The 23360-nt window shown below is 49.7% G+C and carries 10 protein-coding genes; all 10 read right to left on the bottom strand.

Features of this window, described 5'->3' with window-relative positions; all coding sequences use genetic code 11:
* Positions 1 to 32: 32 nt before the first annotated feature.
* A complete protein-coding gene (locus MHH89_RS26190) occupies positions 33 to 3191 on the bottom strand; it encodes an alpha-mannosidase (protein ID WP_076282597.1) in 3159 nt (1052 codons plus the stop codon).
* 4 nt (positions 3192 to 3195) lie between these two features.
* Positions 3196 to 5490 (bottom strand): glycoside hydrolase family 3 N-terminal domain-containing protein, encoded by a 2295-nt coding sequence (locus MHH89_RS26185; protein WP_076282596.1) that lies wholly within the window; start codon positions 5488 to 5490, stop codon positions 3196 to 3198.
* Entirely contained in the window at positions 5487 to 6410 is a 924-nt protein-coding gene (locus MHH89_RS26180; protein WP_036684927.1) for a carbohydrate ABC transporter permease, read from the bottom strand. Before MHH89_RS26180 ends, MHH89_RS26185 begins: the two co-directional genes overlap by 4 nt.
* A 24-nt stretch (positions 6411 to 6434) precedes the next feature.
* Entirely contained in the window at positions 6435 to 7340 is a 906-nt protein-coding gene (locus tag MHH89_RS26175) for an ABC transporter permease (RefSeq protein ID WP_282579979.1), read from the bottom strand.
* A gap of 124 nt (positions 7341 to 7464) precedes the next feature.
* Positions 7465 to 8967: an ABC transporter substrate-binding protein gene (locus MHH89_RS26170; protein WP_076130103.1), complete on the bottom strand. Its 1503-nt coding sequence runs from the start codon at positions 8965 to 8967 to the stop codon at positions 7465 to 7467.
* Positions 8968 to 9142: 175 nt separating this feature from the next.
* Positions 9143 to 10663 carry a response regulator transcription factor gene (locus tag MHH89_RS26165; RefSeq protein ID WP_076282595.1) on the bottom strand — a complete coding sequence of 507 codons (1521 nt, stop codon included), beginning with the start codon at positions 10661 to 10663 and terminating at the stop codon, positions 9143 to 9145.
* Positions 10656 to 12479, bottom strand: a complete 1824-nt coding sequence (locus MHH89_RS26160; RefSeq protein ID WP_076208103.1) for a cache domain-containing sensor histidine kinase — start codon at positions 12477 to 12479, stop codon at positions 10656 to 10658. Before MHH89_RS26160 ends, MHH89_RS26165 begins: the two co-directional genes overlap by 8 nt.
* A gap of 178 nt (positions 12480 to 12657) precedes the next feature.
* A complete protein-coding gene (locus tag MHH89_RS26155; protein ID WP_341088530.1) occupies positions 12658 to 17712 on the bottom strand; it encodes an endo-beta-N-acetylglucosaminidase in 5055 nt (1684 codons plus the stop codon).
* Between the two features lie 88 nt (positions 17713 to 17800).
* A complete protein-coding gene (locus MHH89_RS26150; RefSeq protein WP_341088529.1) occupies positions 17801 to 18019 on the bottom strand; it encodes a hypothetical protein in 219 nt (72 codons plus the stop codon).
* A 992-nt stretch (positions 18020 to 19011) separates the two neighbouring features.
* Positions 19012 to 23358, bottom strand: coding sequence for an S-layer homology domain-containing protein (locus tag MHH89_RS26145; protein ID WP_341088528.1), 4347 nt, complete (start codon positions 23356 to 23358; stop codon positions 19012 to 19014).
* Positions 23359 to 23360 lie beyond the last annotated feature (2 nt).

The raw sequence follows: 23360 nt of genomic DNA, 5'->3' as shown, positions 1-23360 counted from the left end.
GATATGCTCCTTTGCATCTGTGATGTGATTATTTAATTTCTGATGTAGATTGTTTTGATCTCGTAAGGGGCAAAGTGAAGTTCCAATTCACCGCCAGCCGTATGTTCGATCAGTTCCAGCTGCTCTTCCAGAGCATTGGACAGGTAGACGCTCTGAACTGGATACTGCCATTTGAGCTGAACCCGCTCGCGGCCTCCCGAGGATTCGTAGAAACGGAGAACAGTCCCCTGCCCGTCCTCGGATGGCTTAATCGTATCCAGCACCACGTGCTCACCGGAGAATCCGATAAATGAGCCTGTTGGCAGCAGCTGCCCCTGTGTTGATGAAGGGGCAAAAGTATACAGCTCATGATTTAGCTCTGCTGCACGGCGAACAGTATGAGCCTCCCGCCAATCCCCACGGTGCGGATATAGCGAATAGGTGAAGTCGTGCTCGCCGAGATCCGCAGTAGCATCCGGCCATTTCGGCGCGCGCAGGAGCGACAAACGAATGGTACTGCCTTGGATGTCATAGCCGTATTTGCAATCATTCAGCAGACTGACGCCATATCCACGTTCCGATACATCCGCAAAACGATGCCCGCAAACCTCATACTGCGCCTGCTCCCAGCTGGTGTTGCGGTGGGTCGGACGTTCCAGCGCACCAAATGGAATCTCGTAAGTTGCCTTATCCGTCACAACATCAATCGGAAACCCTACCTTAAGCAGCTTATGGGCTTCGTTCCAGCTCACATGCGTCTGGAAATCAATCCGGGGATTATGGTGATGTAGAATCATATCCTGAGTAATCTCGGATTGGCCCAGCTTCCAGCGGAAGCGCAAAATATCCTGCACCGCACCAGTGCGGACCACTGCCTTTTCTATAAGCTCAGCCTCCCCGGCGGGTTGGGCTTCATAACGGTTGTCAATGTCCCAGGCATCCCAAAGCGTCGGACGGTCATGGAAAAAGTGGAAGCGGTTCGCCGGCTCACCGGATTTTACGATCTCCCGGTTTCCTTTTTTATCAAAAAGACTGGTGATTTCTCCCCGCTCGTTAAAGGTAATACGATAATAGTCCGTCTCCCAACGGTCGCCGAAGGGAATAGCTCCTACAGCAGTTTGATTATGTTCAGCAGCGGCAGATTCTACATTACTTTCATCGGATGTGTTCTGAGACAGATCACGAATCCAGATTGTTTTGTAGCCAAAGGCCGGAATCTCCGGAACGAGAACCGCGACACCAGAAACTGCTGCCTCCTCCGTCAGGACATCTGCTTCCAGCAGTACGTTATCCTCGCCATACACCGCAAAGTTTCCGCTGGCGGCTACTTCTTCGCTGAGAGCAAGTTCGACCACGGCATCCCGCGTCCAACCCAAACCATTAAAAACAATGTAAGGTGTACCCTCGCCTGACGTGTTAATGTTCCCGGCCAATGCCGCAAGCCCCGGCTGAAGCGCAACACGGCCAAGCTCAAACACCTCTGCGTATTCCTTCTCCGAGGTCTCGTATGCTTCGGTAATCGCCGAGCCCGGAATAATATCATGGAACTGGTTCAACAAAATCAGCTTCCAGCCCTGATGCAGCTGCCCGGCAACTACGGCATGTTGCTCCGTGTCCAGCTGCGGCGAAGCTAATGTCTGCCACAGCTCCGCTTCACGGTACAACACTTCCGCCTTGCGGTTGTTCCGCTTGTTGCGGCCGTGCGTGGTGTAGGTGCCGCGGTGCAGCTCCAGATACAGATCGCCCCGCCACTGCGGCAGCTGCGGCTGACTGCGCGTAATGCCCGCGAAGAAATCCGCGGCATTACTGTATTTACTCTCCGGCTGGCCGACCATTAGCTCGGCACGCTGGATATATTCCAGCATCTCGCGGGTGACCCCGCCGCCGCCGTCACCATGCCCATAGAGCAGCATCTGCTCATTATGTTTATCTTTTTCGCGGAAGGACTGATAGTGTTCATGCACATCTTTGGGCAGCGTATTCTCATTGACCCCATGATTCAGGTAAGACAACATCGGCGTGCCGTCAATGCCGACCCAATGGAACAGATCGTAAGGAAAGACATTTGTGTCATTCCAGCCCAGCTTGGTGGTCATAAAATATTTGATGCCACCATGCTGCAGAATCTGCGGCAGAGAAGCGCAGTAGCCGAAGGTATCCGGCAGCCACTCAATCTGCGAGGTGCGCCCGAACTCTTCGAGATAAAAGCGTTGACCATATAGCATTTGCCGCATCAACGATTCTCCGCTCGGAATGTTCAGATCCGGTTCGATCCACATCCCACCGACCAGTTCCCAGCGTCCTTCACGGATGCGTGCCTTGACCTTCTCATAGAGTACCGGGTCATTGTCTTTCAAATATTCGAACAGCAGCGGCTGGCTCTGCGCATATTGATAGTCAGGATATTCGTCCATCAGGGCATTCACCGTCGAGAACGTCCGGCTCGTCTTGCGCACGGTCTCGCGCGCAGGCCACAGCCAGGCAATATCGATATGGGACTGGCCCACCATGTGGATTGTTCCTTCGGCATGACCGCCGATCTCCCCGACTCTGCCCCGCAGCTTCTGCTCGATTCGCAAAATCTCACCACCCTCGCGGATCTCCTGCGTGGTAAGGCCAACGAATTCATCCATTGCCACATACAAAGCTTCCAGCATCCGGTTACGGCGCTGGTCCTGCTCAGGCAGCAGAATTGCCGAATCGCGAATCACTACTGCCGTGTACATTAGACTCTGCACAGGTCTATTCACCAGCACCAGCTGGCTGTGGATCATCCGAATCGGCGGCTGGATCACCGCCTGTTGATTTAATGGGTCCACCGGCTCGGGGACCGGATCGAAGAGTTCGATTTCCAGGTCCAACGGACGGCCAGATGGATCACCTGCCAGAGTTACAAAGGTATGATTGCGGTCGAGTCCTTGCCGCGATTCACCGTTCACCCGCAGCAGCCCTTCCCCACCTGAAGCAAAAATCAACCCGATGTGGCCCGGCAGCCAGTTAGCCGGAATCTCCAAAGTACGGCGGAAGAAATAGGTCGTTCCTTGCACACTCGGGAACAGATCATAATTGCTGCCGTCCTTATAAGGCTGCAGCTTGTCATACTGTCCCGGCAATTGATACACCGAGGACAGAATCTCCCAATCGCGCAATTCCTGCACCTCTAGCCATTGCTGCTCGGAGAGCTCGCGGATGAAGCGTTTAATGCGTTCCATGTCTTTACCCCCTCACCGTCAAATCGGTGCTCAGTGTATCATTTACATGCTTACCCACCAGCACTTTAAACGCTCCTGGCTCTACAACAGGTCTTAAATCCGGTCCGATATATTGCAATTGCTCCGGCCCTACCGTGAACAACACGGTTTGCTTCTCACCCGGAGCCAACTTGATTTTGTCAAAAGCCTTCAATTCCCTGGCGGGACGGGTGACCTTACTGGCGACATCGGAAATGTACAGTTGCACCACCTCTGCGCCCTCACGGTCTCCTGTATTCTGAACGTCCACGGAAACTGTAGCCGCCTCCCCAGCCGCAATTACTTCCGGCTCCACCTTCAACCCGGAGTACGTAAATTCAGTGTAGCTAAGCCCGAAGCCGAACGGATATTGAGGCTGGGAATCGGCCTCCAGATATCTTTTGCCACGGGAACGTTTACCGTTGTAATAGACCGGGAGCTGGCCCACATGCTTCGGCACGGATACAGTCAGCTTCCCGGACGGGTTCACATCGCCGAACAGGATATCCGCAACAGCGTGCCCGCCTTCTTGGCCTGGATACCAGGCTTCCAGAATGGCATGTACATGCTCGTCAATCCAAGGCTCACTCACCGGACGGCCGTTAATATAAACAACGATCACAGGTTTGCCGAGCTGATGAACCTGCTGGATCAGTTCCAGCTGCACTCCCGACAGGGTCAATGACACCCGGTCAATGCCTTCGCCGCAGTCCATATCATTCCAGGCATTCTCCGTCACCTTGGACGCGCCTGTCTTAAGATCAATACTGCCTTCCCCGAAATCGCGTGCACTGGAGCCGCCGACGACCATAACAACGGTATCGGCCTGCTCTGCACAAGCGAGCGCGGCTTCAAAACCTTCGCGCGAATCGCCTTTGATCCGGCAGCCCGGTGCATAGAGCACCCGCTCCGGCTCTGCAGCCAGCTTGCTGCGGATGCCGCTGAGCACGGTCGCTACCTTAGCCGGAGGCTGCGGTGAGGTATAATCGCCGAGCTGGTTATACCCGGCATCGGCGTTAGGGCCAATGACGGCGATCGTGCCGGCGGTCTTGGACAATGGCAGCACACCTGCTTCATTTTTCAGCAGGATGATGCTCTCGCCCGCCACTTGCCGGGCCAGCTCTTGATGCGCTTTGCTGCCGATGACGCGTTCAGCCGCATCGGGATCAGCGAATGGCTGCTCGAACAGGCCCAGCCTGAACTTGAGCGTCAGCACACGGCGGACCGCCCGATCCAGCAGTGCCGGGTCCAGCTTGCCTTCACGAACGGCATCCACCAGGTATTTGCCGTACATCTCCCCGGACATCTCCATGTCGATGCCGGCTTCCAGTGACTGCACAGCTGCATCCATGCCCTCTTCAGCCACATCATGGCCAGAGGCCAGCATCTCGATAGCTCCGCAGTCGGTAATGATTAGACCCTCAAATCCCCAAGCTTCGCGGAGTATATCCTCTAGTAGCTCTGTATTTGTCGTGCAAGGCACGCCGTCTATTTCGTTATAAGCAGGCATAATGGAGACTGCACCCGCTTCGACCGCTTTTTTGAAGGGCAGCAGATCCACTTCCAGCAGTTCACGCCAGCCCATGTGCACAGGTCCGGCATTCCGGCCGCCTTCTGAGCTGCCGTATCCCACAAAATGCTTCAGCGTAGCCCCCACGCTGCTGCCGCTCTGCAAGGATTCCCCCTGCAGACCTTCAACAGCCGCAACCGCCATCTCGCTGATCAGGTAAGCGTCCTCGCCGAAGCACTCCTCGGTGCGGCCCCAGCGGGGATCGCGCACCACATCCAGCACCGGCGAATACGTAACCGCGCCGCCCTGACTGCGTGTCTCCAGCGCTACGGCGCGGCAGACCTCACGATACAGCTCTACATTCCAGGAGCTGCCGAGCGACAGGGGCACCGGGAATACGGTGGCCCCGATCGCCATGTGGCCATGCGAGCATTCCTCGCCGATCAATACCGGAATGCCCAGCCGCGAATGCTCCAGCACATACCGCTGGAGCGTATTCACCGCTTCCGCACCTTCACGCGGAGACAGGCCAGTAGCCAGCGTCACACCGGTCCACGGGTCAGCGCGCAACATCCCGTAAAGCGAACCAACGCCGCCCCCGGCAACCTTCTCCTTGAAGCTTTCTGTCAAGGTCATCTTACCGTCTCTATGTTCATAGGCCTGCCAGCCAAAAGGCTGAATCAGCTGACCGGCCTTCTCTTCCAAAGTCATCAGTCCGAGCAGATGCTCCGCCCGTTCTTCAGCAGGTAAATTCGGGTTTGTATAACTCATTCCTTAACAGCCCCTACGGTAAGACCTTGAATGAAATAACGCTGGAAGAACGGATAGGCAAAAATAATCGGCCCTGTCGCCAGCACGACCATCGCCATCCGCGATGTATCCTGCGGCATGGAGCGAAGAGCTTCCAGACTTAGCGAACTGTTCTGGGAGTTCTGCAAAATAAACTGCATACTGGTCTCGATCCGCATCAGCATCGATTGCAGCGGGACTAAATTCGGGTTGTCGATGTACAGCAGCGCATTGAACCAGTCATTCCAATAGCCGAGGGTGCTGAACAAAGCAATCGTAGCCAGACCGGGCAGTGATAAAGGCAACACCAATTTCAGGAAGATACGGAACTCGCCCGCCCCGTCGATTTTGCCGGATTCGATAATGGCATCAGGCACACTCGTGCTGTAGAAGGTGCGCAGAATCATAATGTAAAAAGCATTCACCGCCAGCGGCAAAATCAGCGCCCAGATCGTATCCTTCAGGCTTAGAAACTGCGTAACGATAATATAAGTCGGCACAAGTCCACCGTTGAACAGCATGGTAAAAAACGCGAAGAACGAGAAAAAATTGCGGTAACGGAAGCTTTTCCGGGAAATCGCATACGCATAAAAAGCGATAAACAAAAGGCTGATGATCGTCCCGATCACCGTTACAAAAATCGTCACACCATAAGAACGCAGCAGCATATCTCCGGATTCAAACACATAACGGTATGCGCCGAGACTCCATTTTGCCGGAATCAGCTTATAGCCATCCCGCGCCAGCGCCACCTCATCGGTGAAGGAGATGATCACGACGAACAGAAACGGAAACACGCACAGAAACGCAAAGATGCCGGCTATCAGATTAAAAGTGATATTCCAGGGCGTCGAGAGATGGTGGAAATCACGTTCTTTTTTAGTCTTAGTAATGGAAGACATATGGTCCACTCCTTTCATGAGGTTCTAGAACAAAGCGCTATCCTTGTTGTATTTGCGGACAATATAGTTAGAGGTCATCACTAGCGTAAAGCCGACAACCGATTGATACAGACCTGCGGCAGTGCTCATACCAATCTCACCCGTTGTTTTGAGGCCTTGATAGACATAGGTATCAATAACATTCGTGACACTGTAGAGCGTACCGGAATTACGAGGCACCTGGTAAAAGAGACCGAAGTCGGCGTAGAAGATTTTACCGATGGCCAGCAGGGTCATGATCGTGATAATTGGACTCAGCAACGGCAGTGTAATATTGCGAATCTGTTGGAACTTACTAGCTCCGTCGATCATCGCCGCTTCATACAGCGACTTGTCGATCCCCATAATAGCTGCGAGATAAACTACGCTGTTGTAACCAACTGCTTTCCACAGATAGACTAGGATCAGGATGAACGGCCAGTAGGCTTTTTCCGAATACCACTGAATTGACTCTGCGCCAAAAAAGCCCATGATCTGGTTCAGCATCCCACGTTCGGAGCTCAGGAAACTAAATGCAAAATAGCCGACAACGACCCATGACAGGAAGTAGGGCAGGAACATGCCGGTCTGATACACTTTGGCCAGCTTCTTGTTCACAATCTCGGACAGCACAATCGCCATCAGAACCGACAAGATCAAGCCAAGCAGGATAAATGCTCCATTGTAGAGCAAGGTGTTGCGGGTAATAATGTACGCGTCATTGGTGGTGAACAAAAACTTGAAGTTGTCTAACCCCACCCATTTGCTGTTGATAATACTCGCCCAGAAGCCGTCGCGGCTAAAGCGGTATTCTTTGAATGCAATAATCGTCCCTATCATCGGCAGGTAAGAGAAAAAGAGAAACCAAAGCGCACCTGGTAGAACCATGAGCAGCATAATCTTGTTATTCATAATATTTTTTATAAATCCGCTGATTGTCTTCACACTTAGATCCCTCCTGTATGTCCTTATATTTCAAAAAAAGACCGGGTCCAGAGGCCACGCCCCTGCCCCGATCTTCTCTTACGTTGATGTTTTACTTGTTGTTGGACGCTTTCCAGGCATCAATTTGCGATTGCGCTTCAGCGATAATTTTGTCCAAACCAGCTGCCTTGAATTTCTCAATAGCTTTCGGTAGATACTCGTCAGGATCAACGGTTCCAGTCATCAGTGGTGACCAGTATTCTTCTTTTACGTTCTGAACCGCAGCGATTTCAGTGGTCACCTTGGAAGTGTCGAAGTTAAAACCAAGCAGCGGTGCATTCACACCGGATTCATTAAACTTTTTGAACTCTTCCCATTTGTTCTCAGGGTCACCCTCGTTCAAATAGTTGATCATGATATTGCCCAGCGAGAAGGTTGGCATGTCATAGTTCTTGGATTCATCCAGGTTCTTCATGGAATTCTCACCAGTCTTCTCGTAGTGCACGCCTTCGATTCCGGAGTCAATCATATTGCGCAGCACCGGATCGGTGTTGAGCAGGTTCAGGAACTCCATCGCTTTCTCCGGATATGCGGAGTTAGCCGAGATAGCTTGCATCGAACCCATAACGGACCAGTTGTAGATGTAAGGTTTGCCAGCTGGCGTGGAAACTACAGGATAGCCGTAGCTTGCCGACCACAGATTGTCCGCCATCGGCTGGGTAGCTGCACGATCCATGAACCAGTTGGAAGATTTGTAGAGATCATCCACCGAAGTTGTAGTTGCTACTTCCGGCGAGATATAACCTGCCTTGTAATATTTGCGAACGGTTTCAAGAGTGCTTTTGAGTTCTGGTGTTTCCAGAATGTTCACGATCTTGTAATCCTTCGTGTCCATATAAACAGCCATTGGCATCTTTTCAATGATGTAGTCGAACGGCAGCACTGGCATGAAATCCTTCACCATAGCGTAAGGCGTGATGCCCGGTTCATTCTCTTTGATCGTCTTCAGCAGTGGTTCAATGCTTTCCATTGTGTTCACCCCGGAAATGTCGAGGTTATATTTGTCGAGCAGCTCTTTATTGAAGCGCCAAACTTCTTGCGCCGGAAGCTCTTTGTTGGCAGGTACGGCATAATTATGTCCATCTACCTTGGAGCCTTCCAGGAACGCCGGATCAATCGTGTCCACGATGCCTTTTCCATATTCATTAAGCAGGCTGTCCAATTCCATAAAAGCGCCTTTGCGGGCATTTTGCACATAATCGAACGCCCAGGAGCATGTAAAGAGAATGTCCATGGGTTCCCCAGCGGCTACTTTAACCTGCATTTTTTGTGTATAATCGCCAAAATCAATCATATTCATCTTCAGGGTGACATTTATCTTCTCTTTAGTGTACTTATTGACTTCTTCCACGACACGGTCCAGATCCTTCTGCGGTCCGCCGATCGTGTACCAGATCAGTTCGACCGGTTTCTCGGATGATGCACCGTCGCCGCCCGCTCCTGAACTGTTAGTTGCCGCGTTGTTTGAATCGCCGCCACATGCGCTGAGCGCAAGCGAGAATGCCATAAGTGATGTCAGTAACAGGGAAAACCTTTTTCTTTTGTTGTTGCCCATTCCTGTATAACCTCCCCTTTGTTTACCTCAAGATCGCTGGCCTAATCCGGAATTAAACCAGCAGCTTTCTCCTTCAAGGACTATCTTTACTGTAATTTATGAAAGCATTTTCAAACAGAAGCTAAACTAAATAAATCATGTAGAAAATAAAGAAAAAGCTTGCAGCGGGGGTCCACTAGACAAGCCCTTTGTACTCCGTAGGAGATATCCCGACATGCTTCTTAAATTGTTTGTAAAAATAGCCGGTCTCCCAATAGCCTACTTTGAGAGCGATTTCATGAACTTTAAGTGAGGTATTCCGCAGCAGCTCCTTCGCCTTCTCAATCCGGTATTTATTGATATATTCGGTGAATGACTCATTCACCTCTTTATGGAACAGCTGTCCCAAATACACCGGGTGAATATGGTATTGGGCACCGAGGGTCTTCAGCGACACATCTTCATTGTAGGACTCATGGATATAATTCAGCACCTGCTGCACGACTGGACTCTTTACGTCCCGAACTAAGGCGTCTACCGTAATGGTAGCGGCTTCCTGAATAATCTGAGTCAATTCATTTATGGAAACTGTAGAGCGAATGAGGCCAAAACCGTCTGCGAAAAGCTCCGGTTCTTCCACATGACGGATCTCCTGCAGCTGCATCTTGAAGCGGATCAACCATTCCATGGCAATGCCTTGCAGCAGCACAGGTGTAATCCCCTCCATCCGCCGCAGCTGCTCAAAATGATCCTGGATCCGCACCAGCAGCGCTTCCTTATCCTTCGCCATAATCAGCTTGAGATCATCTTCCCAATTCAGCGGCATGCCTTGGACGGCAACCTCATGCCTGTCCTGAACTTCCTCATAATGCAGCAAATTCCGCTCTGGAAACAGCATGAAATATTCCTGAGTCATCTTTGCATGGGCATAACTCTGAGCCGCCGCCTCCTCCATCTCCTCCACTGTTCCTACGGACAGACGCATTGGCGGACCGCCAGTTAGGGATAACAGCAGCTGCGCATGAAGCCTTTCCACCGCTTCTTTACCCTGCTGATACTCACTAAGCAGATGCAGCAGCACGGTATCTCCATCCATATCCCGGAATGCAATCAAAGACGGGTTACCGCCTACAACCTCTTCCACCGCCTGAAATAGCTCGGCAGCATCCTGTTCAGGGCGAAGCAGGGCTACCTGCACCAGCGGCTTATCTAGTCTAAGTCCCAGAAAATCAGTCCGTTCACTGAATTCCTTAGGCCCAATCTGGCACCGCAGCCAGCGGTACATCACATTATCGCGCAGAATGGAAATACTATGCGCATTGAATTGACTCTCTTGACGGGAGACACCCAGCTTCTCGGCGGCAGTCACTAATGTTGCCCGGAACTCTTGCAAATTAATAGGCTTGAGCAGATAATTTTCAATGCCGAGCGCCATTCCTTCCTTAAGATAACCGAACTCATCATAGCCGCTGAGGATAACAGCTTTGATCTCCGGCTGAATCTCCCGTACGGCCCGGATCAGATCCAGCCCGTTCATCAGCGGCATGGAAATATCCGTAATCAGAATATCCGCTGGAACAAACCGCAACGACTCCAGCGCTTCCTGTCCGTTCTCGGCGTGGCCGACAATCTCCATCCCCAGTGCTGCCCAATCCACAATGTCATATAATCCTTCGATAATAAAAGGCTCGTCGTCCACAATGAAAATTTTATACATGGTTTGGATCATCCTCTCCCAGATCGGGAAAATACACAGTCACGGTTGTGCCGGTACCCGCTTCGCTTTGTAATTCAATGCCATACTCACTGCCATAAAGCAGCTTCAAACGTTCATGAATACTGCGCAGGCCGAATGATTCCGATTGTTCATCTGGCTGCAAAAGACCTTCTTTGAGCTGGACCAATCTGTCCGGCGCAATCCCCCGCCCATTGTCTGTAACTACCGCACGCAAATATTGGCCATCCTTGGCCACAGCCACACTGATGTGATTATCATTCTTGTCCACGCGCATCCCATGTAGAATGTAGTTTTCAATGATAGGCTGCAGCGACATTTTGAGTACAACTCTTCCGGTAAGCTCTTTCCCGCATTCCATTGTATAAGAGAATTTATCCTTATAACGGATGCGGAACAGCTCCAGATATAAACGGCAGGCCTCTAGTTCATCCTTCATCGTATGCTTGGGTTTCTGGTGAACATAGCTTTTGAACAACACCGACAAGCTGTAGATCATCTCCCCGACATCTGAAGCTCCTTGAGAGATTGCCCTCATTCGGATCACCTCCAAGGTATTGTAGAGAAAATGTGGGTTTACCCTGGCTTCAAGCGCGGCGATTTCGGTATGTTTTTGCTTGATTTCAGCCTTGAACACACGGTCTATATGAAGATTCAGCTCATCCAGCATATCGTTGAAGCTCTTGGAGATCTGCCCCAGCTCGTCTTCTCTGACATCGGTAATCCGGGCATCCAGGTCACCGTTTTTCACTTTGCGGGTGAACTTGATAATTTTATGAGTCCGTCTGGCAAAATTATTGATAAATAAAGTGGGTGTAATAATCGCAAACAACAGGCAGATCAAGCAGATAATGAAGATCATGTTCCGCAATCCCCTATAAGTGGCGGCTAATTCCTGCTTAGGTACAGCACTCAACACAGTAAATCCGCCTTGGGTGTGAGTCTGCTTAGTAATGATCATCCCGCCGACTTCTTCACCATCTGTATAGGCAGAATTCATCTGCTCGGGATAAGGATAGCGCTTTCCATAATAGGTGCCCGAGGTATCAAATAACACATCCCCATCCGCTGCCAGCACCAGAATCTTTCCCTTGAAGTCATCCTTATAATTGCCCATACTCCCCCAGACCTCACTGGCATCAAAATAGACTAGAAGCTGACCAATGTTGCGCAGTGATATCTTGTTATTGACCGGGGTACGGACCGTAAACATCGGCCCCTCCGGAGATGAGATCGCCTGACTGACCCAAGTGTTTGGAGCGGTGACACTGCCTTCCTCCTCCAGATACAGCGCATCCGGTACGAAAGAATGGGCTGCATTAGTGGAAATAATCTGAAATTTGCCTTGGTCGTTATAGACATACAGCTGCTGCTCAGCTGCACTGTAGAGCATTAAACTGCGGATATCAGGATCATCTTCAACTTGATTGCGAAAAAACTGCACGGTATCCGTCGTAGCATTACTTTCGTTGAAATAGCGGTCCAGCCGGTACCTCACGTAATCTTCATACGGATGCTCCAGCAAATACGACGTATTAGCAGTCAGCTCCGTGTCCCGGTACACGTCCCGCATCATAGACTGTACAGAGTCATATTTCTGCTCAATATAGCTGTTGATGCTCTCCACGGTACGTTTCTGAATCTCCATCTGCCGCTGCACTACAGCCTGAGACATGAGCAAGAACATCAGGTAGGAGAAGGTGATAATGGTGACCACGGCAATGACTGAGAAGAGCAGGATGATTTTCATAAACAGATTATTCTTCAGATACTTTCTGTACAATTTCCCCGGAAACATCAGCAACCTCCTACAGCAGGGGGAAGACTAAGCTTCGCTGCTTGTCATTATGAATAAAGTATAGCATGAGGTGCTTCCTGCCTGTGGCTGGTAAAAGCTTGCAATCCTCCGCTAAGCAAAGACAGTCTGCCCATGGAGCAAAGGGCTCCTTGGGCAGACCGTGGTGAGGCTATATAATCTACCGGATGTAATTCAAGATGAACTGCGCAGCCTCGGCACGGGTCGCCAAGCCACCGGGAACAAACTTCCCGTCCGTGCGGCCATTCACCAGACCCAGTGATGAAGCAGCATTCACGCTGTCTGCCGCCCAGGCTGCTACCTCACCGGAATCGGTGAATGTTGCCGGGGCTGATGACTGAAGCGCTCCATGCTCCAGTACATAGGCACGCATTAGCATAGTGACAATCTCCTGGCGGCTGATGTTCGCACTCGGATCGAACTGCTCAGCAGTGCGTCCACCTACAATACCTGCCCGGACCAGACGCGCCAGGTCCTGCTCATACCAGACACCAGAAGGCACATCACTAAATTTCAATTCCGCCTGATCTTGCAGTCCCAGCACGCCAGCCAGCAGCTTCACAAATTCCGCTCTTGTAATCCTGCGGGCGGGTTCAAATCCATTTTCGGAAGTGCCTTGTACCAGATGTTTAGCCGCCAGCTGGCGGATAGTGTCCGCAGCCCAGTGAGTAGACGGAACATCAGCGAAGGATTTATTGTACTCCAGCACAGCCAGCCTGCCTGTTCCGCTAAACTCCCCTTGCAGGAAGCCATTCGCGTACACTCCGCCGAGATAGGTAAGCGAACCCCCTTCAGCAATAGCATATAAACCAAGCAAATTAGTATTATAATTCATATTTGTTGCACTCCATTGTAAGGTTACTGGTTTGCTGAAGCTTGGTAGACGGCTAGATGCGCCATTCCCCGCGATGATGCTCAGATCAAACGTCATACCCGTACCCCGCAAGACCACCCCACGCTCTGCTTTCAGTGTGCTCATGTTCAAAGTCTCCGGGCTGAGCTTCACCTGAATCTTGCTGCCTGAAGCTTGGGCTTCATTAAGCAGAGCCTTCAATTGCACCAGCAATTCCGGCGCAATACCAAGTGTGGTTCCCGAAGCGGACAATTCAAGTTGACGGATCCCTAGCAACTCACCTGCATTTACAGGCAGCTCGATAGCTGTAACGCCTGCCGGCACCTTTACCGTCACTTTGCCGTTCTCAGTAGATGTAATGAGTGCACTTGCTGGAACTGTCAAAGTTGTGCTAGTAGGACTTGGAAGCGGCGTTGCTGTCGCTGCCGGAGTCGTTCCACCAGTTCCCGTACCTGTCCCTGGAGCCGATGTCGGCTGCGGTGTAGATACAGGAGTATTGTGGACCTTGAAATTAATAATTCCGCTCTTTTGAACAGCCGTATAAGGGTGACCATTCAGTATTTTGGTGTTGGTGACTACGGCCGTGTACTCGCCGCTGTCTGTTTCTTTTGCAGAAGGAATCGTATAATTACGCTCCACAGCACCTTCAATGGCCTGCCCGTCTTTCAACCATTGGTAGCTTAACTCGCCATAAACTGCAGAAGCTACTACGGCAAAAGACACCTTATCACCTACAACTGCCGGATTCTTATCTACACTATTAGAGGTGATAATTGGCGCATCGGGTGCCGGATGTACTGTCACCGTAAGTTCATTACCGGTTCTTGTTGAAGGCTCCGTTCCCTCTTTTCCAGTCAGAACCACACGGAACTGCGTACCGCTGTCTGTTTCAGAAGCAGTAAATGCGTATACCGCCGAAGTCACGCTCTCCGCCACAGTCCATTCCTCTGCGGTTGCTGCCTTCGTCTCCCAGCGAACCGATTCCACATCCCCGCGGATCTGTACGAACAGCTTCACTTCTTCACCAGTAATGACATCAAGTGCAGACGGAAGATCGGTTATGAAATCAGGCGCTTCCCAAGGTGCTTCAGCCGGAGTTAAGTTAATTGTGTACTCTGCTTCACTGCTGTCACCAGATTCATTGGTGACGATGACCTTGTACTTATTGCCATCCATCCCGGTAGTCAAAGCAGGGATAGTATAGGAGGTGGACACTCCCAACGCATCTCCATAACCGCTGCCTGTGTCTGCATACCAGGCATAAGTCAGCTGCCCAGCGCCAATGGCAACTGCCGTTAGTGTCGCGGACGTATTTTCACGGAAGGAGCCTTCCCCTACGATCTGCACCTTTGGAGCTTGCAAGGCCCACTTCGCTTGCAAGTTCAGCTCACCGGTTATTAGATCTTCGGCAAAATTCCATCTTCGCGCATCTTCTCCTTCTCCAATGTACCAGCCTTCCAGGTCATAACCCTCTCTGGCAATGCCTGTAGGCTCCATCAGCAAAGTGCCATACACAGCCTCGGCCACAGTATTTGCTGGTTCACCCCCATTAGCATCAAAGAGAACGGGATAGCTTCCTTTCAGATAGACAGGTTTGGAGCGGTTGCCTGCATAATCCTCCATCACCACATGCACAACTTTTGCCGACGAGGTGAAGCTTAAGCTCGCCTTAGTTGTCCGTCCACGGATAATCATCGGCTTATTGCCAGAGCTATACGTTGTGGCAAAAGATTTTGCATTCCCATCCTCATACACATACATATACCGCCAGTCTCTGGTATTCGGCATCGGCAGATTCAGCTTACCGTCCGTCCAGGACCATTCTTCCGCGTAAGGTTCCGCGACCGTGTCGATGAACTGGCCGCTGACCGAGACTGGATCGGTGTTGCCTGCGGTAACGGTGACAATGTAATCATCGCCGTTTACCGGCATCCCCTTGAACAGCGCAGTGCTTGCACCTGCCGGGACAACCACTTGCTGTGACACCGGTTCGGATGTCGTAATCCAATTCAAAGACTGCACTCGAACGGTAATGTCACCGGAAGCTTGGGCGGAGTTCGTCCAATTCACAGTCAACTCCCCGTCCGGACTTGAATCCACCTTCACTCCGGAAACCGCCGCATCCAGATCAAAAGCCAGCGTTGCCGCTTCACCCTCCACTCCATCCGCACCCACTGCAACCACTTTAAGGGTTCCGGATTTCACCGGGAGATGCTTCAGGTAGAACACCTCATCGTATTTGCCGCCCATAAATACATCATTCACGTACACATTATATTGCTTGATCTTAGTGTAATCGGGATCTAGCTTCCACTTCACAACCATCTCATCTGTATCTGTAAAAGCTTCCCCAACTGCTAATTCCGCAGGAGCTGCGGGCTTTACGGCAGACCCGTCATAGACGCGCAGCTGTCCGACGTTCATCTGGTAGGTGGACGCTGTTCCTTGCCCGGGATCGAAGACCAGTCCAAGGGCTGCAATATTATGACCCGCGTATGCACTGAGGTCCAGCTCCTTTGTCAACCAACCGTCCGAGTGCTGACCACTGTTTGGAACAGCGACCTCTACGACGGTATTCGAATCATCAGCCAGGATGAGTCCTACTGCCATCGCCGAAGCATCTGTGGCAGATGGCTTGTTGAAGCTGATCGACAGCTTGGAGTTGCCATTGACCTCCAGCTCTGTTTTGTACAGACGCAAGAAGTTCTTCGCATTCAGATTGCCGTTCACCACCAGTGAACTGCCACCGTTATACGCACCGATCTGCTCATAGTTGTAACGGTTTGTACTCGCAAGGTTGTACTCCGGTCCATAATCAAAATCTACAGTAAGCTTATTGCCAGCAGTATCCTGCCACCACTGCCAAGTCACTGGAATATCCTGCAGGCTCATATTAGACCACTCATCCGGGTTCGATACTTCACCGTTCACGGAATAGGACAAGCCCTGTCCAGTGTTAAAATTGGTGTAAAAGTTCTTGTCCTTAATCACCGAACGCTCCGCAATGACGGACGAGATTCCCGGCCAGTAACGGTTGTCGGCATAAACATCGGCAACGGTATTGGTTGCCGATTTGACCGTATTCTTAGGGTCCACGTTCGGGCCTGACCACCATAGCTGCTCACGCAGTTTTGTCATCCATTGGTAGTCATTTTCGGATCTGTGCGAGACCGGGTAAGACAGGTTCATGTCCTCATCCAGACCGGCATGAACAAAGTCCGCACCGAGTGTAGCCAAGCTGAGCCGCGGCAAGCCATTGCTATCCAGCTTGTTCATCAACGCTGTTCCGTTAACGGACTTGAACCGGTCACGGCCTGCTTCCAGCCCTGCAAAACCAACTTCAAACAAGTTGTAGCTTGTTCCCAGACTGGCATTCAGATTGCTTAAGTAATTAGCCGCGTTGGTAATCTGTGTATTGCCAGCCCCGTAGTCGAAGAAAAACGAATTGGAGACGGGTTCCTTGGTGCTTTTATCCACTAAAAAGGAGATATTGGTATCATTAATCGTCCGGGCGAACGTATTAGCACCGGTATTGGTGTTCAACGAGTCGTACCACTGTACATACAGGCCGCCCTCTTGCAGCACCTTCATAAACGCGATGTAATCGGGGATATCCTGGGTCGCTACATTCGGATTCATCTCTTCCTGATTTACAAAATAACCGTCAAACCCGAAATACCCGGCCATCTCGATCAGTTTATCCGCCACCGGAAAATTACCATTCTCATCTTTAACTATCATTTGTTTGTACGTCTGCTGTCCACGGTCATTATTGGAAAAAAAGATTCCTGCCAATGACAACACGCCGTTCTTATGCGCTGCATCGGTGTAGGTAGGGTTCGGGATGTTCAGCATGCCGAATTCGAACCATTTTTGCTGCCAGTCCTTCTGGGCCAATTCATCATAATATTCCGGCGGGGTATACGCAGTCGCTGTACCATGCCAGTAGGAGTAGTAATCGATATATTGCCAAAAGTTAAAATGATACTGCGCAAACTTGTTCGTATACGGCGCGTTCTCAATAAAAGCATTCCCGTAATCGCCAGAAACGTTGATCATCTGTGTATCTGCGCTAAGCGCTGGGTTAGCTTGGGTTGCAGCAAATGGGGCATTCCGCTTCTGCAGCGGCACCCGCGATCTCAACAGCTCTGCATCCGGATCGGTTGCCGGACTCCAGTTCGCAATATGGCTGCTCGTATATCCATGTACATTAGGCTGATTGGCACCCGGCGCACTGTCTCCTGTAAAAGGCCACGTATCGCCGGCGTAAGCCGTTAGGGGAAGTCCTGAAACTAGCAAAGCTGCCGCCAGAACAGCTGATGTCAGCTTACGACGCGCCTTTTTACCGGTGTGAAGGTTCATTTTCCACTCTCCTCGTCCTGTAGTTGTTTCGGTTACTCTCATCCATGAAGCGTAATGTGTCTCACTATGTCGCCGAACAGCAAGTAGATTACTTCTGTTGTCCCGTCCCTCTGCTGCTCCTACCCTCTTCTACTTCTACTTCTACTTCTTCTACTTCTACTTCTACTTCTACTTCTTGTTCTTCTTCTTCTTCTTCTTCTTCTTCTTCTTCTTCTACTTCTACTCTCTTCTGCCTACAGATTCTGTATCCAACCACATTCGTGCAAGCACATTCTGTATTCAACCCCGATCGTGCAAGCGCATTCAATTTTGTCGGCACCCCTCCTGCCTTACTTTGATTAGTCCACCCTAATCTAACCCAGATCTTTCCTTACAAATAGCCGCAAAATTAAAGATATGCTGGATAAATTAAAGATTATCGTGCTATCAGGGCTCGATATCCTGGAAATTAGTGGGTCGTTAAACATATGTTGGTTGAAAATATAAAGAGGATGAAGGAGCGTGGTCTCTTTTGCCTCTCTTTCACGCCAATCCACCGCATTCGCTCATTTCTGAGGCACTTTTGCCTCTCATCTCCGCCACTCCGCCTCATTCACTCCAATCAGAGGCACTTTTGCCTCTCTTTCGCACACTCCTCCGCATTCGCTCATTTCAAGGGCGCTTTTGCCTCTCTTTCACGCCCATCCGCCATATTCACTCCAATCAGAGGCTCTTTTGCCTCTCATGTCCGCCAATCGCCGGATTCGCTCATTTCTGAGGCTCTTTTGCCTCTCTTTCACGCCAATCCGCCGTATTCGCTCAAATCAGAGGCTCTTTTGCCTCTCTTTCACGCCCATCCGCCGTATTCACTCCAATCAGAGGCATTTTTGCCTCTCTTTCACGCCCATCCGCCGTATTCGCTCATTTCTGAGGCACTTTTGCCTCTCTTTCACGCCAATCCGCTGCATTCGCTCATTTCTGAGGCACTTTTGCCTCTCTTTCAAGCCCATCCGCCATATTCACTCCAATCAGAGGCACTTTTGCCTCTCATGTCCGCCAATCGCCGCATTCGCTCATTTCAAAGGCATTTTTGCCTCTCTTTCACGCCGCATCGCCGCATTCGCTCAGATCAGAGGCACTTTTGCCTCTCTTTCACGCCAATCTGCTGCATTCGCTCATTTCTGAGGCACTTTTGCCTCTCTTTTCCTCCACACCACCGTATCGCTTCCTCCCTCACACTACCCAGCTATGAAAAAAAGATTGCCTCTCCGTCATCAACGATGACCTTGAGGCAATCTTTTTTCAAACCATCCGATTTAGTTACTTTCCTTGCTTCTCCAGCAGGTTCAGAATGATTGTTACTGCTTCGGCCCGGGACGCTACCTGGTTAGGTGCGAAACGATTTTGTCCTATGCCATTCACAATGCCCGCTTCTGCTGCTGCCGCAATATATGGCACTGCCCATGCGGGTACATCCTTAGCATCATTGAAGGTTAAGGTCGCTTTTGGATCTACTGTAATACCCAGAGCCCTAACAACCATAACTGCTAATTCAGTGCGAGTAAGCTCCTGCGTAGGACGGAAGGTACCATCATCGTAGCCGCTGATAATTTGCAAAGCTACTGCCTGAGCTACAAAAGACTTAGCCCATGCCGGAATCTTCGCTGAATCTTTAAAGCTTGAAGTACTACCACTGTCTGGCAATTGCAGGGCACGAGCCAGCATAGTGATAAATTCAACCCGATTTACTTTCTGATTAGGACGGAAAGTATTATCCGGATAACCACTAACGAAGCCCCCTGCTACTGCTTTCTCAATAGCCGCTGCTGCCCAATGGCTGCCAGTATCCGTCAATGATGGTTTGACTACTGGTGTTGCGGTTGGTGTAGGCACCGTTGTTGGTGCTGGTGTAGCTGTTGGTGCTACTGTTGGCGTTGGCGTTGCTGTCGGTTTTGTTGTTGCCACTGGTCCTGTTGATGATCCTGTTGTTGGTGCTGTCGTTGGCGCTGCCGTTGGCGCCGTTGTCGGTTCCGTTGTTGGCGCTGTTGTCGGTTCCGTTGTCGGCGTTGTTGTCGGTTCTGGTGTTGGGTTTACTTCAGGATCTGCTTCCTTAATAATACCGAACTCTTCCAGAACGTATGGTTTAGCATCATTAATATTCTGATCGATCTCATAAGATACAGCTGTTAATTTGCCAGCATCTACAGTAATACCTACAAAGGTCTGAACTTGACCGCGTATGGGACGCGTAGCATCACTTGGGTCCGGTCCGTATTTAGCTGCTGTATTCTCATTTGCTACTTCGAAGAGATTATAATACGCATCTCCCAATTCTGGTTTCATGTTCTTGTAGTAAACCTTCGCTCCCGCTGTAGCCGGGATCAGATAGATCGTTCCATCTGGATTTACTGTGTACTCTACAGTTTGACCCTTGAAGCTTTCCTTGATCTTCACTGTGTCTGCCGCAGTTCCATCAGCTTTAATTGGCTTGGTCCGGGCATAAATATGGTCGTGGCCTTGAAGAACCAAGTCAATGCCCAGTTCAGCCATCATTGGAGCAACCTTCGCTCTTTCTCCATTTGTACCCATAATGTCTTTGTCAGTAGCATGGTTAGAGGTTGTGTATGGACCTTTATGCATAGCTACGATAATCCATTTCGCACCAGCAGCTTTCGCTGCTTTTACGTCAGCCTTCATCCAATCCAACTGTGCTTGGCTGAAGTTAGCAAATTCATCGGAATTCTCATTTGTATTCAGGACTACAAAGTGAGCATTGCTGTAATCATAGGAATAATAAGCTCCTGTTTCTGTGGCGGAGCCCGGTGCTTCCTTAATATTGTAGTGCTCATAGAAGGCATTTGCCTTATCCTCATGATTCCCTGCCACTGGCACGATTGTCGTGTTAAGCAGGGTGTCTTGCGAATGACCAAGCAACCAATTCCATTGGGATTCATTAGTTCCGGTATCCACGATATCTCCGTTAATCGCCACAAACTCAGCATTCGGGAACGTCGTAAGTGCTTTTGCCATCGTTTCACCGGAAAGAATCGCTTCATCTTCGGTCTTAGCCTGTGTATCAGCCAAATCGATAAAAGTAAATGCTCCTGTCTTAGCGGCAGTTTCAAAAGTTCCCACTGCACTCCACAGGCCTAGTGCTTTATCCCCTACACGGAAGTAGTATTTTGTATCAGCTTTCAGGCCAGAAGCTTCCGCTTTATGAACTAATTCATCCTTTGAATTTCTGGAAACCGCCGAACGTCCTGTAAACTCAGCAGCCTTAGCAAAGTCTGGAGTAACGCCCGTATTTTCTACAACCTGCAGATCGTTTCCAGTAGACTTCAACGCTGTGTACCAAGTGAAGCCTTTTGCACTCACTGGGTCGCCATTAAAGGTAACTGTAACTTTTTTAATCGAATCCGTTGAAGCGATAGCAGCTTCTGAATTTGTTCTGTCACTTACAGCTTTGATAACAAATTGATAGGTTTGGTTTGGATTAGTATTTTCTACAGTGTAAATATAAGAAGCTTTACCTTCTTCATTAGGAACACTGACCGTCCAATTTGCCGATACCAGATCATTTTGCTCATAAATACGATATCCAGACACTGGTGCACCGGAAGCTGGCGCATCCCAAGTCAACGTTATTTTACCACCATCTGCTGCAGTAGCCTTTGCATTTTGCACAGGTTTAACTGCTACTTCCGATTTATGAATGCTGTAGTTATCATACAAGTCTGTAGAACCACCAGTTGTTGTGGTGTAGGCTTCGTAAGAAAGCTCATCATTCGTTACCGTCATCCCCGTGAACATTTCCTTACCAGGCTGTCCGTATTTAGCTGCAAACGGGAATGTTCCTGAAGCTACGTTGTATTTCTTATTGCCCGCTGCATTTGTAATCAGATATAAAGTACCTTTAGGATCAGTTACTACTCCGTTTGAATCCGGAACAATATCCGTCAATGGCTTGTTATTGTACATCTGATAGCTTCTAGCAAAGGTGTGGTCATGCCCGCCAATTACCATGTCAATGCCAAGCTCGTCAAATACCTTCGTTAATTGCGCTCTGTAAAAGAGTACATCTGTATCATTGGTGTGATTGGCAACGGAATAAGGAGATTTATGCAGAAGCACAACCTTCCATTTCTGATTGCTTTTTGCCGCTTCGCTACGAAGCCACTCCACTTGTTTATTGTAAATTTCGTTATTCTCAAGATTTGAGCTTGCACCATAATATTCTGTATTAATTACCATAAAGTGTGCTGAACCGTAGTCAAAAGAATATACAGAACCATCAGGTTTCGCACCTGTATTCGATACGTTCGGCAAATTAAAATGAGAGCTATAATTGCTATAATTTTTACTTTCATGGTTGCCTACCAAAGGAACCAACGGAATATTCGCTAAAATATCCTTAGGCTTATTGAAAAACCATCCCCATTGCTCCTCAATATCACCGTTATCCACCAAATCACCAGAATTCAGGATAAACTCACTTTCCGGGAATTTAGCTAATCCTTCTTGAAGGGTATGATTCCAGATATCAAAATCTTCTTCAGTTGTTCCTTGGGAATCCGTTGTATATAAGAATTTATAAGCCTGATTACTGGAGCCTTCTGTCTTAAAAGTTCCTACGTCGCTCCAGTTATCAGCTTGTCCATCCCCAGCACGGTAAGCATATTCCGTTCCCGGCTGCAGATGATCCGCTATTACCTTATGGCTGGTTAGCACAACTGGTTTTTTAGCTGATTTATCCGCTTTTGTCATATACACACTAGTTGTAACGGATGTCCCTTCATAAGATTGAGCGCCTGCCGGAGGAAACTGGCCATTCTCCAATTTAGAAGCTTCTACTACTTCCAGTTTGGTGCCAGTCACACTTTCAGGTGCATACCAGTTGAATCCCATACTAGTCTGCGGGTTGCCATTAAAAGTAATTGCGATAGAATCAGGCTTCCCAACTCCAGGTTCTACTGTCTCCACTACAGGATAAGCAATCAGGCTCATATCCCAATAAAGGTCAGAGCTAGTGTCGCCCGTCTGGTGAACTTCAGCTGAAAGCTCATTACTTCCATCCTTCAGATTGGCTTTTACGATTTCCGTTAGGTCAACCTTTGTATACTCATTTGGATCACTGCCATTAGTTGTACTAAGTGTCTGATAGTCGATTTCACCAGCTGGCATAGCCTCGCGGTAGATTTCTGCACCATTCAGATACAGCACTACTCCGTCATCAAATGCAAAATTACCTAATACTTTATCCGATTTCGTAATTTCTTCCTTATTCACAGTTACATTTGTCCGGAAATAGGAAGTACGATATTTCTTCTTTTTATCCGTGCCGTAGCTTATATTTGTATTCAGAGCACCAAATTGCTTGCTGCTGACTCCGGCCCCAGAATCTTTATAACCAAGCGGCGCTTGGCCTGATGCCCATGTAGAATCATCGTAAACAGACCGCCATACCGAACCTTGATCCGTTCCGTTATCTAGATATTTCCATGTAGAATTGCCCGCCAGTAGTGTTATTGGCTCTAGCGTTTGTAATTGCAGTAATCCAGCATCCTCATTGCTGTCTTCTGCAAAAGCTGGCATTCCTGTAAATGTAAGTCCCAGTACCATAACGAAGGCTAGTGTCATGGATACTGCTTGTTTTAATAACCTGTTCATAA

The organism is Paenibacillus sp. FSL H7-0323 (genome assembly GCF_038002725.1).
GTDB lineage: Bacteria > Bacillota > Bacilli > Paenibacillales > Paenibacillaceae > Paenibacillus_AQ > Paenibacillus_AQ odorifer.
This window is presented reverse-complemented; position numbering and strand designations above follow the sequence as displayed.